The sequence below is a fragment of the Clostridium sp. JS66 genome, assembly GCF_033561535.1.
GTDB lineage: Bacteria > Bacillota > Clostridia > Clostridiales > Clostridiaceae > Clostridium_AM > Clostridium_AM carboxidivorans.
Window position 1 is genome coordinate 2,241,489 of record NZ_CP131467.1, and the last position, 14,847, is coordinate 2,256,335.

Here is a 14,847-nt window from a genome sequence, read left to right on the forward strand (position 1 = left end):
ATGAAAAACAAAACTATCCATTTATACCTGAATAAGACTTTTTATAGTATAATGATAATGAAATTTACCTTAATTTCAAATAACTTACTAATATTGGAGGCACTATAATTATGAAAAACAAGTTAATCATTATGCTGTGTATTGTAGGCGCGACTTTTTCTATGTCAACTAAAGTAATGGCTTCAACTAACATTCAGCGTATTTGTGGTGATGACAGGTATAATACAGCCATCGAAATTTGCAAAAGTGGTTGGACAAATGGTTCGAAATACGCGGTCCTAGCTAGTGGAGAAAATTTCCCTGATGCTCTTAGTGCAGCCCCACTTGCTAAAAAATATAATGCACCTATTTTATTGAATCCAGGAACAACTCTAGACACTAGAGTTGAAGATGAATTAAAAAAGTTAGGAGTAAAACAGGTATTTATTATTGGTGGAACAGCAGTTATATCTGATACAGTTAAAAATAAACTTGAAAACCTAAATATTAAAACTACAAGACTTTGGGGACAAGATAGATATGAAACTGCAGTTAAGGTTGCAGAGCAGTTAGATTTTAAAGGCGAAATATTTGTGGCTAATGGAGAAAATTTTCCCGATGCAGTATCAGCAGCACCCATTGCAGCTAAAAAATCTATGCCGATTATACTTACACCTAGTAATAATCTACCAACTTCTGTAATTAAATATATGAAAAATAAAAATATATCAAAGACATATGTAATTGGTGATGATTCTGTAGTGAGTAAAGATATTTTTTATTCGCTGCCTAATGCTGAAAGAACATATGGTGATAGTAGATATGATACTAATATTGCAGTATTAAATAAATTTAAAAATGAACTTGACTTTAGTAAAATTTATTTTGCTAATGGTGAAAATTTTCCCGACGCGTTAGCAGGCTCGGCTTTAGCATCAAAAAATTCATCTGCTATTATATTAGTAAATGATGATTCTGGACAACCCACTAAAGATTTTGTACTTTCCAAAATACCTTCACAGTGTGAAGCTAATATAATTGGTGGAAGTAAGGTGATATCAGATGAACTAATAAATTATATGATATATCCTGCAGGTAACACTAATGGTAATGTATGTTTACAGGGACTTGCTGCTAAACAAGGAGAATGGGTTTATTATACTACTTATCCATTTGGAGGTTTATATAAATCTAAGGAAGATGGCAGTTCAACTACAAAGTTAGACAATGGTATATATAGATACATAAATGTTGTTGGAGATTGGATTTATTATTCCACAGGATTTGAAATATACAAGATGAAAACTGATGGATCTAGCAAAACAAAAATAATTGGTGATATCTCATTCTCATGTAAGAACATGATTGTAATTGGAAATACAATTTACTATCTTCAAGATACTAATAAAGATGGTAAAAATCATTTATGTAAAATAAATACAGATGGTTCAGGAAACACAATACTAAATGAAGAAGACAGTATTTTGAGTTTAAATATAGTTGGAAACTGGATTTATTATATAAATGAATCTGATAATTCTAAAATATATAAAATGAAACTTGATGGTTCAAGTAAGATGAAGGTAATAGATGATGCTGCTCATCAAATTCTTTTAGCAGATGGATTTATATATTATTCCACTGCTAATGGGATTTATAAGACAAAGCTTGATAACTCAAAAACTGTTAATGTTGTTAGTGGATTTGATATGAATGATTCATTTAATATTGAAAATAATTGTATTTATTATGTGTCAACAGATGGTTGTTTATATAAAGTTAAAACAGATGGCAGTGAAAATGTGAAACTGATAAATATTAAAATGCTAGATTTTAAGTTTGGTGGAAGTCCTAGTATATTTAATCCTAATATTGTAGGTGATTGGATTTATTATGACTGTTTTACTTTTATTTCTGCTGAAGACACTGTTACATGGTTATACAAAAGTAAAATAGACGGTTCTGAAAATGTAAATTTGCATCTTAAATACTTACAAGACAAATCAATGAAATAAAAAACTTCCTGTGTTATAAACCGCATGTTTAAATTAGCATGCGGTTATCTAGTTTCCGCATCTACACAAACGTCTATTTATGGATCTACCATATTTTAATACAGAATCCAATAATTGAAGGCTACATGGTTACTTCTTATTTAGTATTTTTCCTGACTTATCTATAACAAACTTTTGTCCATTAATTTTTACTTTAGATTGTCCTTTAGAAAATGGCATTACTAAATTATATTTCGGTTCTATAACCATACTTCCACTCTTGTCCACAAAGCCCCATTTCCCATTTTTCTTGACAGGTGCTAATCCTTCACTAAACTCAAGTGCAAAGTCAAATTTATTATCTATAATTACTTTTCCAGTTTTATCTATGAATCCCCATTTTCCACTTTTTTTAATTGCTGCAACTCCCTCAGAAAAAAAAGATGCTTCTTCAAAATCAGGTTTAATTATTTTTTTCCCAGTTTTATCTATAAAACTCCATTTTTTATTTTTTTCAACTGCTGCAACTCCCTCAGAAAAAGAAAGAGTTTCTTCAAAATCGGGTTTAATTATTTCATTTCCAGTTTTATCTATAAATCCCCATTTTCCATCTCTCCTAACACTTAATGCATCTTGGTTAAAAAATAAAGAAGCTTTTTCATATTGAACTTTTGTAACAGGCTTACCACTTTTATCTATAAAACCATATTTATTATCTAATTTTACTTTAAACATGTTGTCATTATACATAAAGTTTATTTCATCATATTTAGGTTCTACTAGTACTTTCCCTAATAGGTTTATAACACCAAATTTATTGTTTAATTCTACTAATGAAAATGTTTTAAAAAGTGGAGTAACCTTATCGTATTTAAATCTTTGTACGCAAGTAAGCACTAAAAAGCTTAAAATTATTATCATAATAATTATCGGTATGTATATAAGTATTTTTTTCTGATTTTTGAAAATCATCATAATTATCATTCCTTTCTCTGTGATATCGCACAAAACTTGTTACAGAATTAAATACAAATAAATGGGATGATTTATTTTCTTAAATTTAAGCATTTGATTTTGAAATGACAGGTTCAATACCAGTTATATTTTATTTAAATCCTCAAATTGGAACTCTCTATATAACAGTATCATTTTTTACCATGATTTTAAATATATTCTTGTACATAAGATGAATTAATTAAATCTTGTTTTTATTTAATTCATTTTAATTTATGACATATATGATATAATAAAAAGTACTGACAAAAATAAACTATAGATTTGACAGCAAGCTAATAAAAACTATTAGTTTTCAGTTTGAATTGTAATAGTTTTTATTTTATTACCATTTTCTACAGGATATTTGAGAAAATTATAGAATTATATTTAAAAGATAACATGACTTAAACTTATTGAAAAAGATGTATCAGTAAAAGCAGACTTAAAAGATAAGCTTCGAGGGATGGTATCCTAGAGAGAGTTACTAGACATATAATAATAAGATATAGAAAATATAAATTACACATTAGTTTACGAAAATGGAAGATGGACAGCAGATGATTGTGCTAATTATGATTGGAATGATTTCCAATATAGGGATAACCATATTAGTAAAGTACAAGGTTTCTAGTTTTTGAAAGGTAACAGGTACATTTAAGAAATTGGTAGCAAATTAATTTAAGGAAAAAGTGCTAATCTTATGAGGATGAAGCACTTTTTTCTTTACTATTAACTTAATTCTATGAAGTGTATAAAAGAGAAATTTAGTGCAACCTTTAAAAATTTTGGCTATAATATAAGCAATAGTTATTATATTAATTCATAAAACTATAAAGGAGAGGGATTGATATAGAAGTAATAGGAAATATAGGATTTATTATTTTTTTTGTAGCTATATTTGCAACCCTAATATTTGAATACCTGATTAGGGAGAACATAGTAAAACCAAGTAAGGTTTCAAGGATATTTTATCAAGATGATGAAAAATTCATCAATTATTGGAGAAAAGTACAAGAAAAAGGAAGATTAAAGTATAGTATTTATGATGCTGTTTATAAGATTATTATCATAGGTATAATAGAGGTTGCAATGTATGGAATTGGCATGGTGTATAAATTGGAAAGTCAAATACCGATGACACCAGCTCCATATTTAATAGCTGGCATTATTTTTGTTCTAATGAATTACTTTTTATTGTGGGATGACAACAAAAATAGATATAACCGATTAAAAGATAAAGAAAATAAGGAATATGAAAAATAATTAAAATTTTATTTTAAACATAGTAAAAAGACATGTTACTAATCTAATGTAAAGTAGACATGTCTTTTATTATTAATTTTGTTTCTACAATATATTTTTTTAAAATTCAACCTTGCTAATAATAAAGCATTTTATAATCAATTTATAGAAGAAATAGCCGATATATGTAATATATACAATGAAATTATATATTTAAGTATATTATTTTTATTAACAGTAAAATTGTATTAAAATAGAAAGTATAAGGAGAAAATTTAACATGAATATAGGAGATGAAGAATTTTTTAATTCATTAAAGACAGTATTTATAGTATTACCACAATTATTCTCTTCTGATGTGGCCATGACACTTACTAATAAAGAAGAGTATATTTTATTTAGGCAGGCAAAAACTTTTCAATTAAGTGTTTATGAAGGAATGACAATACCACAAGGAGGAGTTTCAGATAAGGCAATAAAAACTAAACAAGTCCATTCACTTCGTTATCCGAAAGAAACATTTGGTTTTCCAATAGTAGCTTATGGAGTACCTGTTATTAATCCTGATACTGGTAATTTAGTAGGAACTGTAACATATGCTATTTCTTTAGAAAAAGAAGATTTAACAATTGAAATGGCAAATGAATTACTGAAATTTTCAGAAGAACTAGCAGCATCTTCTCAAGAATTAGCAAGTTCTACGGAAGAGTTATCTAGTAATAGTCAAAATGTTAATCATTTAATAAATGAGACTCAAACAGGTATTACAAGTATGGATGATATAATTAAGTACATAAAAGGTATTGCAGATACTACAAACTTGTTAGGACTTAATGCAGCAATTGAAGCAGCAAGGGCTGGAGAGCAAGGGAAAGGTTTTTCAGTAGTAGCTGGAGAAATAAGAAAACTTGCTGCAAATAGCAAAGATTCAACGGCACAAATTAATGAAACCTTATCTAAAATTAAGGAAGATATAAATAGTATTATAAGTGTTTTGAATGGGTTTTCTATTACAAGTGAAACGCAGGCTGCACAAGCTCAGCAGATAGCTGTTGGAAGTCAAAAATTAAATGAATTATCTACTAAACTTTTAAAACTATCTGAGGATATTCATAACTAAAGTTTAGTTCTTCTATCAAAACAATATTTTATATAAGAAGAATTAAATATAAATGTTTTCTACATAACTTTAAAATAACCTTTAACTATTGAGTGAAAATAGAAAGTCTACAGTTCTTATAAAATAAGGATTTGTAGATTTTTATTTTATGATTTGATTCCATTTTAATAAAATATATATTAATCTTTGGCATATATGATATAATAAAAGGTGATGGCAAAAATAAAGTATAGATTTGACAGCAAGCTAATAAAAGAAAGAGGTGCTTACCATAAAAAGCAAATATGAAATAAAAGCCAATGAATATGAAATAAAAGAAAACATTGCATATGTAAAGTTAAGAAAAAAAGATGGTACATTTATTGATACAAAAATAGATGCTGAGGATTTAAAAGCGGTTTTAGAAAAGGGAACATGGTTTGCAGAATGGAATAAAGAATTTAATAATTACTTAGCTCTAACTTTAAATCACCAATCTGTAAAGGGTAAAATTGTAAAAGAAAAGCAAACGTTACATTCATTTATATTAGGGACACACACTAAAACTCCTATTAGACATCTTAATGGAGATACTTTAGATAATAGAAAATGTAATATAGAAATATACAATCAAAACAATGTAGTTAATGATTATGAAACTGTTGATTCAGAAAGTGTTTATATCATACTTAGAGATAAATATGGTAGAAAAAAAGAAAGAACTTTAATTGATAGTGAAGACTTAGATAGAGTGATAAATAGCAGTAATTCATGGGTTTATTACATGAGCCAGGGAGAGCATTATGCTGTAGCAAATACTCCTAATGGTAGAATTTATTTGAAAGACTTTATAATGAATACTCCAGAAGACATGGTTACAAAATACATAAGCCACAATACCTTAGATAATAGAAAGTGTAATTTAGAGAGTGTTTCTATAAGTGAAGAGACTCTAGAAGAAGATCAAAATAAATAGATTTTTTTGGATAAAAGATTGGTTGTTCATAACGATTTGAAAAATCGATAATGCAGCGGCCATTTTTTATTTTTACCACAAAAAATAAAAGAACCAGAAACTTAGCTGTATTTAGCGCAGCACAAATTATAAATGCATCAATCCCAGAAGATATTCATGCACTCATTGATGATAAAGATTTAGTAAAATACGGGTGGACGATGGCGTCATTGTGTCAATATTATTTAGAATGGTCATATTTAATTGATATGAAAAATGAGGTTGCTATTGAGTATAGTGATTTATACGAGCCAATTATTAAGCTATTTGAGAGAGGTGGAAAAATTAGTTATCATCAAAATGAACTTATATGTGGAGGAGTAGGGTGGCCGCATAATTGTTACTCTTTTCCTAGAAAAGTTTTTATAGAAGAAATTAATAATCAAATTCTTGATAATATAAATTTAGAATATAAGTACTGATGGTAGACAAGCCAATACATAAAAGATGTAGTGAAGTTTATCTTAGAAAATAATATCATTCATAAAATTGGGCTTACCTTTAAAAGTAAGCAAATTTTTCACTAAAAATTTTGGTTACCATATAATCACATTCAACCATGCATTGTTCAACAATATAAAAATATTTGTTGTATCAATTTTTATTGTGCTCATATTTTTATTTTCATCATTTACAGTAAAAGGATTCATCATCCAGCACCAATCACCATCGAGCCACACTGAATTGTTGAGTTTTTTATTAAGTTCCCTACTTGGTGCTGTTAGAGGATTATCCTCTCTTATTATTCATAAAATATTTCCGTACCTTTCTTCTAATAAATTTATAACATTTTAACCTTTATAGCTCTTATTTTTCTGGTATTATCCCAATATAATCTGTATCAAATAGTTAATAAAAAAATCTATCAATATTCAGATTCTTTATTTCTAACTGTCCTACATTAAGAAAGTCTGATATACGATAACATAAGTTGCCAATACTAACAATGCTAAAGTTTTTGAGAATGCGCTTGAGGATTCAAATGCAGTATATGGTTATAGAACTTCTAAAACTGGAAGTGTAAAGACATTTGCAGATGATGATTGGTCAGACCCTAATTTAGTTGACTATTATAGAGAAAAAAGAATAGAATATAATAAAGAAAATGATTCTAATATTCAATTGGCTAGTAAAAAAGATGGAAATGCTGAAATGATAAATAAATATATTGAAGCAAAAAAAATTGAAAATTATAGACCTTGAAAACTTAAGGATACACATTTAATAAAATATGTTAAGTTGTTTTTGTAGTGGGGGGTACAATATGTCAGAAGTTTTTATAACAGCAGATACACATTTTGGCGATACAAATATTATAATATATGAAAAAAGACAATTTTCAAGCATTGAGGATATGGATGAGCAAATAATTGCTTCATGGAATAGCGTAGTAAATGAAGATGATACGGTATTTCATCTTGGAGATGTGGGCTTGTATCCATTATTGAAAATGAAGGATATTATTAAGAAGCTGAATGGAAAAAAGATACTGATTATGGGTAATCATGATAATTATCTAACATTAGATGAGTGGATGGAATGTGGCTTCGATGAAGTATATAAATATCCAATTATCTATAACGAGTTTATAGTAATGCAACATCAGCCTCCACAGTACATTAATTCTGCAACTCCGTTTTTCTATATATATGGACATGTTCATGGAACTGAGATGTATCCAACTGTCACGAAACAATCAGCATGTGTTAGTGTAGAACGGTGGAATTATGCTCCAGTTAAATTTGAGCATTTAAAAAAATGTGTAGATGAACTACCTAAGTAGAATCATCAAAAATCGAAAAGACTTTGAGAATGAGGAGTTTATTGTATATAATTTTGGATTTAGTAAGGATAGTATGAAAAAATAAGAGAAACGAGCATAGATGAATATTAAAAACTTCTAAAAGTTGCAGAAGACATGCTTGCAAATATAAAAGGTATACAAACTAGAGTAGAAGCTTACTGCATAATTCAAATTCTCTAGTAAGTTTGGTAATAATATAAAAAAATATACGCTAATAGCAAAATTCCAGTGGATGCTAAGATGGTGTCTATTGGAATTTTTATTCCTAAGGTTTAACTTGGGATACAATATAATATAAGTATTAATTGTTTGAAATTTAATAGAGATGCGAATCAGTGTTGTCCATTTTTAGTCTTTGGAAGCTCTAGAACAACACTTGTGTTAACGGAACAAAACGGTAATGCTATTAATTCGGATAGTTTTTGGGGAGATTTAAAATTATCTGAGAAGGAGTGGGTAAGAAGAGAGAAAGAATGGAATAGAAATACTAGCAAATGAGCAGAAAGTTATTTATATATTGTATAAGCTTTATGATTGGTTTGGAGGGAAGAATATGAAAATAAAAAAGATAAGCTATCCAACTTCATTAGAAAAAATCCCTGATATTGAGAATGATAATATTGATATTTTTGTAGAATTAGATGACGGCATGGTTTATACAATGACTGTAACTACACCTAAAAATTATTACAAGTATATGGACAAAGAAAAAATAGACTATGTTCCTTCTATGCCACCAGATATTGTTGTTAGAAAGTTAACAGAAGAGAATATTAGAAATGCTTTAGAAACATATGTAAAAGATGATGGGTATTGGTTAAAACTATATTATTTAGTTGGAAATACAACAGATGCGTTTGACATAAAATTAATGGATAAAATGATAAAAGAAATTTGTTAATATATCCTTAAAAATTATTATATTATAGTTTATTCCATGTTATGTATAAAAATTGGACTGAAGTCGTGTTTTTTAAGAAAGTAGAATTTGATAAAAATCCCATAGTGTAGTGGTATGGGGCTTCGTCCTATAAAGCAAAGTGGAAAGGTATTCATTTTTATATTGAATCCATGCTTCAATGGCAAGGAAACTAAATGGATGTTAAATAATGAAAATATAGAGGTGCTTGTTTCTGATTATCATAATCCAAAAGAATGGATTGGAGAAATCAAAGGAATGAATGCTCCAATTTTATATAGACATAGGACTTTGTCAGATTATATAAAAGCGTTTGTCAAAAATGGTTTTAAATTAATTGATATAAACGAACCAATAGCAACAGAAGAACACTCTCAAATGTTATCAGGAGTCGCTTGGTTGAAGAAAATGGTTTTGTTGAGGTGCTAAGTAATCCTAATGTGAAAAGAATACCTCCTCAATAAGTAAATGGAGGCACTTTTAATGTTGAAGTCCTTCCTGCAAGGTCAACTGGGACCGGTGTTGTTCCAGATGCACGCAATGCAAATGTATGAGTTATTGGGTCAGATGGAAAAACAATATGTGAGATTTGGCAAGGTGAAAAAAAGATTAAGAGGAGATAGATGAAATGAAGTTTACAGTGGAATGTGGTGGATTTGATGGATTGGTGCTAATGGATCAAAGTTATTTAGATGAAATGAATAGTGAATTGCTTTATTCTATGGATACCTTATTAGATCATTATGGAAAATCAGAGCTGATTTTTGATTTTTCAAAAGAAAATTGGGATATTGTAAGAGAGAGAGAGTCAAAAGCAATAAAGAATTTTTGTAATTGTGGTAAAATGATAGTATGCTTGCTACCAAATGGTGATCAACAGGGTGAGTTTAAGATGGTAGATGAGCTTCTTGGATCTTTGAAATGGTTGCGTATGCCAACAGGTAAATTATTAGCAGTTACTGCAAGTGAGTTAATCCAGTGCGTATCATATCCTGATTTGGAGATGGAAAAAGTATTTGAATTACAGCTTGAGAAAGGATGGTATGCGATTTCTATTAGTAGTAAAGGAGAAATCTTCTGTTCCCCAAAAACATCACCAATTTACCCTTTTGAGAATATTCAAGAATACTAGAATGGTATAAATTGTAATATAATCAGAAATTTTATCTTTTTGATCATACTATATGAATGATCACCTTCATATAGTGGCGAATAATTTAGAAACTGGCTATGTTAGAATGATATACAAAAATCTCAATGGAAAATAGAATTACACACAGCATAATATTAATAATGTAGTGGATAGACGGAATGAACTAGCTGAATTAAGTAGGTTGGTTCATTATTTTTTATATTAATAAAATTGTATTAGGCATTTAAAATACCAAATGATTGTAAAAGGTCAGTTGTATATCCATCAATCTAATCCTAAAGGAGTGTGTCCAACATGTTTACAAGGGATTGTTAATCTAAATGTTAAATCGGGTATATTTAAACAATTAAGTGGGAAGTATCCTAACTTGGTCATTAAGGTGACTTCTGAAGGTAGTAAAGATATCAGACCATTTGGAAGGTAGAACTTTACTTTGATTAATGGTAAATATAAATAAGCATGAGGTGAGCAAGTGGAAAGTAAAATCAATGTAAGTGTAAAAGGAAGAATTGCCTTTAGTTTAGCAATAGCAGAGAAAGCAATTAAAAATTTATCTAATGATAGTATTGGTTATTATAATGCAAGAGAAACTCTTGATAAGTGTTGGGATATATGTAGAGGTAAAATAATTGATGGTGATGAGTTATGTTCATACCTTGAAAATGAAGAGGGAACTGGACTTATGGTTTTTAGTAGTGAGGTTATGAATGATAAAGTATTGGAACCTATATGGTTGACAATTATTACAGCAACTATGTATACAATTTGGCAAACATATAAAATAAACAAGGATCCATACTTGCCAGAATCAATTGAGCAAGTTGATGAGAATGTACTGGAATATTTAATTGAAAATGCAAGTAAATGTGCAGGAATAACAAATAACTTAATAGAAGAAATAAAAAATATGTTTTTGTTAAAGTATAAAGTTAATGATATTAATGAATTAGGGGAAGATATTGAGAAAAATGATATTTTAAATTTATACATGAATATTTAAAATTAAATTTCAAAGATTACTTTTGAGTTGAAAATGATTGAGTATATACTTTAGAGGACATGGAGCCATTGAGTAAGTTACCTTTTGATGAAAATTGGTGCTATAAAAATCCTAGTATTAAGTAACATTTAAAGGAATATAACTAATTAGTACATTGATTGTAAAAAGTGATAATAGTATATTACAAGATACTTTTGGATTATTTCAGAAGTATTTTTTCTTTAAAACTAGAATAAATTTTATATAAAATATAAGTGAATTTATACAAAAGTCTGGAAAGATTCAAAAATAGCAAATATGGTAGGAACAGCAATACAAGAACCAATGAAGTTGTTACAATCAGGTCATTGGGTAGCAAAGTAGGAGGATAAGTATGAGTGAAATTGATGAAAAGTATTATGATGGTTTTGAAGGTGAACCAGAAATGATTTTTACATTAGTAAAAATAAATGGGGAAAAAGAGGAATTTGGAATATGGGATGGTTATTTCATTAGATTTATAGAAAAGGTTGAACCTAAGGAAAATGGTTGGACAGGTTTAGCATATTATTATCATTTGGATATTGGGTGGTTTGAAGAAAGTCCATGGCTAGTTGAAAATCTTATGGAATCATATGAACAATTAAAAGAAATTGATATTGAAAGTTTTGAGGATAATGAAGATAAAGAGGTTCTTATGAAAATTATAATTATGTTTAAAAAAGCCATTGATAATGATGGAAAAGTATATATTTCATATGAATAAATTAACGAGATAAGTTTCTCACTATAATGATATGAAAACTGTCGTTATTTAACAGATGGAATCAATATGTTCCTTCATAATTAATAATTGAAATGGGAGGTTAATATGAATAAAGTGATTTTAAATGATCTGTTTACAAAAACAGACATTAATACTGGAGAGAATATATATTATACGGACAGCAGTCTAGAAAAACCTTACTCTGGAATAGTAGTTGATTATTTTAAAGGAGTATTGAATTGGAAATTTGAAGTACAAGATGGTTTTATGACTGGAATAGGAAGGGTGTATTATGAGGATACTGGGGAACTAATGGAAGAAAGTGAGACAGACCATAATACAGTAAATGGAGTGGCTAAAGAGTTTTTCAAAAATGGTAATATTAAATCTATTAGTATATTAATACGTAATCAACCTATTGATACTATCTATTATGATGAATACAGAAAAAAATATTTTAACAGAAGGAGAGAAAAGAATATTTGATAGGTTTGAGAAAATTGAAGGAGATTCTTAGTCAACAATTGAGCAATTAACAAATAATGATATAAAAGCAATAATAGAAAAACATGGATATAATGTTGATGTGGGAATGGATTACACTAAAGGAAGAAGCAAAAATCCTGGATATCGAGTAATTTATTCAGATACAATGACATAAAGGAGGACTATGAAAGTAATAGAAATTATATGTTATTAAGCAATTTATTTGCTTAATAACAGGTTCAAAAAAAGTAAATAATAATAGCCTTTCTTTTTACGTCAGATTAAATAATCTGACACAAAAAGAATAAGATTATTTAATCTGACTATAATTTAAAAATATAAAAAAATTTTATAGGACTGAAAAAAAGTGATAGAAATAATAAAGATGCCTTACGGCATAAGAAAATATAATAAGCTTAATAAGTATAATAGGTTTCCCATAAAATATGGATGCGAAGCATGCGGATATGAAGGAAAACTATATAGACATGGATTCTACTATAGAAATTTGATTACATTTAACAAAGCTTATAGAGTAGTTATCATTAGATATAGGTGCAAATCATGCCATAAGACGTACTCTCTTATTCCAAGTTTCATAATACCTTATAGACAATACACCTATCATGTTATATTAACTTGCCTTATTATTATGTTTAAATTTAATTACTCATTTAGCAAAATTATTAAGTTTGTTAACTCTATAAATTGTATGTTATCCATAAACAAAACTCATTTATCATTTTGGAAAAGCAGACTAATAACTTCTTTAACGGCTATTCGCCTATTTTTTGCACAACTTAAAATATTTTGCCCTGATACCAAAAATGTTTTTCCATCCAATTTACTTACAATGATTACTGATTTTTCACGTTTAAGATATGATTTTAATTTAAGATTTTTCTTAGATATGCCTAAATATTTTTTCTGTAAACCTTAATTACAGAAGCTTTAGTTTTTTTGCCCTTTATCAAATTAAACACTTCTTATTTTTTTAATGCTTATTTACTTAAAACTTGTCTCAACTTTTAAATTTTATTTTGAAGTTCTTATATTTTTCCACACAACTTTTAACGGTTAAGGCTGATTATTGAGGTACATAATTAAAAATGAAAATAAACTCAAAGTTGAAGGAGGCATTTAATTATGATATCTCATGAATTAAGCCAAAAAATAGCTCTGTTTAGATACTCTCTAATTGCACCTATAATCACTAATACTTTTACTCAATCTTCTGTTAAAGAATATTTATCAGAAATTGCTGCTAAATCTTATACTATGCCTAACGGCGGAAGAAAAGAGTATTCTCCGGCTACAATTAAAGGTTGGTTAACCTTATATAGGAAACATGGTATAGACGGTTTATATCCTAAAACAAGAGATGACAAAGGTTGTTCAAGAAAAATTTCGCAAGAAACAAAGCAGTTCATTATAAACTGCAAAATTAATTCCCCCAAAAAAACTGCTAAACATATATATCATGAAGTTATTGCCAAAGGATTTGAAAATGAAAACAATATATCTCTTTCTACAATAACTAGATTCATAAAACAGGCTAATATAGCACCTCAAAAGCTGGCGCCTCAAGATAGAAGAGCCTTTGAATTTGAATATGCGAATGAATGTTGGCAGTCTGATGTATCTGTTGGACCTTATCTCACTATTCAAGGCAGAAAATATAAAACTTATATTATAGCTTTCCTTGATGATGCTAGTAGGCTTATTGTTGGATGTAAAGTATTTTTTAAAGATGATTTATTGTCTCTTATGGCTGTTTTTAAAGATGCGGTAGCATCTAAAGGTATTCCTAAAAAAGTTTTTGTTGATAACGGAAAGATATATAAAAGTGAACAGTTTCAACTTATATGTGCTTCACTTGGGTCTATTTTAAGCTTTGCTAGGCCATATTCTCCTCAATCGAAAGGTAAAATTGAAAGGTGGTTTCAAACAATGCAAAAACAATGGATGAATTCAATAAACTGGGGTGATTTTAAGTCAATAGACATTTTGAATGAATCTCTATTGACTTATGTTAATCACTATAACAAAACCTTTCATTCATCAATAAATTCTACACCCTTTGATAAATATATGAATAATATTGAAAATTTAAGGTTTGTTTCCTCTAAAAGTGAACTTGATCATTTATTTTTATATAAAGTTCAACGTACTGTTAAAAATGACTCCACAGTATCCATAGGAACTAAATTATTTGAAGTTCCATTAAAGTATGTAAGAGAAAAAATAAATATTCGTTATGATCCTACTTCACTTGATAAAGCATACATCTTCTCTGAAGATGCTAAGCTTACAGATACTATTTTCCCACTAAAAAAAATTGATAACTCAAAGGTTAGAAGATCTAATAATGATTCTGTTGATTTTTCTGCCTTTAAAGCTAACTAACCGGAGGTT

The 14,847-nt window shown here is 28.3% G+C and carries 15 protein-coding genes; 14 read left to right on the top strand and 1 reads right to left on the bottom strand.

The window, feature by feature from the left end; translation table 11 throughout:
- The first annotated feature begins 110 nt into the window (after positions 1–110).
- Positions 111–1,994: a cell wall-binding repeat-containing protein gene (locus tag Q6H37_RS10595; protein ID WP_318741709.1), complete on the top strand. Its 1,884-nt coding sequence runs from the start codon at positions 111–113 to the stop codon at positions 1,992–1,994.
- Positions 1,995–2,123: 129 nt separating this feature from the next.
- Here the strand turns inward: Q6H37_RS10595 and Q6H37_RS10600 are convergent, their stop codons facing one another.
- A complete protein-coding gene (locus Q6H37_RS10600; RefSeq protein ID WP_318741711.1) occupies positions 2,124–2,948 on the bottom strand; it encodes a WG repeat-containing protein in 825 nt (274 codons plus the stop codon).
- 1,110 nt (positions 2,949–4,058) lie between these two features.
- Between Q6H37_RS10600 and Q6H37_RS10605 the strand changes: the two genes are divergently transcribed.
- The 13 genes from Q6H37_RS10605 (at position 4,059) to Q6H37_RS10665 (ending at position 14,838) form a co-directional block, all read left to right on the top strand.
- Complete coding sequence (locus Q6H37_RS10605; RefSeq protein ID WP_318741713.1) at positions 4,059–4,232, top strand: hypothetical protein; 174 nt, start codon at positions 4,059–4,061, stop codon at positions 4,230–4,232.
- A 259-nt stretch (positions 4,233–4,491) separates the two neighbouring features.
- On the top strand, positions 4,492–5,331 hold the full coding sequence (locus Q6H37_RS10610; RefSeq protein ID WP_318741716.1) for a methyl-accepting chemotaxis protein: 840 nt from the start codon (positions 4,492–4,494) through the stop codon (positions 5,329–5,331).
- Positions 5,332–5,593: 262 nt separating this feature from the next.
- A complete protein-coding gene (locus Q6H37_RS10615; RefSeq protein WP_318741717.1) occupies positions 5,594–6,286 on the top strand; it encodes a hypothetical protein in 693 nt (230 codons plus the stop codon).
- Between the two features lie 50 nt (positions 6,287–6,336).
- A complete protein-coding gene (locus Q6H37_RS10620; protein ID WP_318741719.1) occupies positions 6,337–6,747 on the top strand; it encodes a hypothetical protein in 411 nt (136 codons plus the stop codon).
- 842 nt (positions 6,748–7,589) lie between these two features.
- Positions 7,590–8,108 carry a metallophosphoesterase gene (locus tag Q6H37_RS10625; RefSeq protein ID WP_318741721.1) on the top strand — a complete coding sequence of 173 codons (519 nt, stop codon included), beginning with the start codon at positions 7,590–7,592 and terminating at the stop codon, positions 8,106–8,108.
- Between the two features lie 574 nt (positions 8,109–8,682).
- Positions 8,683–9,030: a hypothetical protein gene (locus tag Q6H37_RS10630; RefSeq protein WP_318741724.1), complete on the top strand. Its 348-nt coding sequence runs from the start codon at positions 8,683–8,685 to the stop codon at positions 9,028–9,030.
- Between the two features lie 198 nt (positions 9,031–9,228).
- Positions 9,229–9,477, top strand: a complete 249-nt coding sequence (locus Q6H37_RS10635; protein ID WP_318741726.1) for a hypothetical protein — start codon at positions 9,229–9,231, stop codon at positions 9,475–9,477.
- 199 nt (positions 9,478–9,676) lie between these two features.
- Entirely contained in the window at positions 9,677–10,180 is a 504-nt protein-coding gene (locus Q6H37_RS10640; protein WP_318741728.1) for a hypothetical protein, read from the top strand.
- 493 nt (positions 10,181–10,673) lie between these two features.
- A complete protein-coding gene (locus Q6H37_RS10645) occupies positions 10,674–11,201 on the top strand; it encodes an Imm6 family immunity protein (protein WP_318741730.1) in 528 nt (175 codons plus the stop codon).
- Positions 11,202–11,574: 373 nt separating this feature from the next.
- The gene (locus Q6H37_RS10650; RefSeq protein WP_318741732.1) at positions 11,575–11,946 is read left to right on the top strand and encodes a hypothetical protein; all 372 of its coding nucleotides are present in this window, start codon (positions 11,575–11,577) and stop codon (positions 11,944–11,946) included.
- A 105-nt stretch (positions 11,947–12,051) separates the two neighbouring features.
- Positions 12,052–12,432, top strand: coding sequence for a hypothetical protein (locus Q6H37_RS10655; protein WP_318741734.1), 381 nt, complete (start codon positions 12,052–12,054; stop codon positions 12,430–12,432).
- 385 nt (positions 12,433–12,817) lie between these two features.
- Positions 12,818–13,372 (top strand): DUF6431 domain-containing protein, encoded by a 555-nt coding sequence (locus tag Q6H37_RS10660; protein WP_318742904.1) that lies wholly within the window; start codon positions 12,818–12,820, stop codon positions 13,370–13,372.
- A gap of 206 nt (positions 13,373–13,578) precedes the next feature.
- Complete coding sequence (locus Q6H37_RS10665; protein WP_318734736.1) at positions 13,579–14,838, top strand: DDE-type integrase/transposase/recombinase; 1,260 nt, start codon at positions 13,579–13,581, stop codon at positions 14,836–14,838.
- Positions 14,839–14,847 lie beyond the last annotated feature (9 nt).

Coding starts and splice junctions, on each gene's coding strand:
- Q6H37_RS10600 (WP_318741711.1), bottom strand. CDS start 2,948: ATGATGATTTTCAAAAATCAGAAAAAAATACTTATATACATACCGATA.
- Q6H37_RS10595 (WP_318741709.1), top strand. CDS start 111: ATGAAAAACAAGTTAATCATTATGCTGTGTATTGTAGGCGCGACTTTT.
- Q6H37_RS10635 (WP_318741726.1), top strand. CDS start 9,229: ATGTTAAATAATGAAAATATAGAGGTGCTTGTTTCTGATTATCATAAT.
- Q6H37_RS10630 (WP_318741724.1), top strand. CDS start 8,683: ATGAAAATAAAAAAGATAAGCTATCCAACTTCATTAGAAAAAATCCCT.
- Q6H37_RS10605 (WP_318741713.1), top strand. CDS start 4,059: ATGTATGGAATTGGCATGGTGTATAAATTGGAAAGTCAAATACCGATG.
- Q6H37_RS10665 (WP_318734736.1), top strand. CDS start 13,579: ATGATATCTCATGAATTAAGCCAAAAAATAGCTCTGTTTAGATACTCT.
- Q6H37_RS10660 (WP_318742904.1), top strand. CDS start 12,818: ATGCCTTACGGCATAAGAAAATATAATAAGCTTAATAAGTATAATAGG.
- Q6H37_RS10650 (WP_318741732.1), top strand. CDS start 11,575: ATGAGTGAAATTGATGAAAAGTATTATGATGGTTTTGAAGGTGAACCA.
- Q6H37_RS10620 (WP_318741719.1), top strand. CDS start 6,337: ATGCAGCGGCCATTTTTTATTTTTACCACAAAAAATAAAAGAACCAGA.
- Q6H37_RS10625 (WP_318741721.1), top strand. CDS start 7,590: ATGTCAGAAGTTTTTATAACAGCAGATACACATTTTGGCGATACAAAT.
- Q6H37_RS10610 (WP_318741716.1), top strand. CDS start 4,492: ATGAATATAGGAGATGAAGAATTTTTTAATTCATTAAAGACAGTATTT.
- Q6H37_RS10655 (WP_318741734.1), top strand. CDS start 12,052: ATGAATAAAGTGATTTTAAATGATCTGTTTACAAAAACAGACATTAAT.
- Q6H37_RS10640 (WP_318741728.1), top strand. CDS start 9,677: ATGAAGTTTACAGTGGAATGTGGTGGATTTGATGGATTGGTGCTAATG.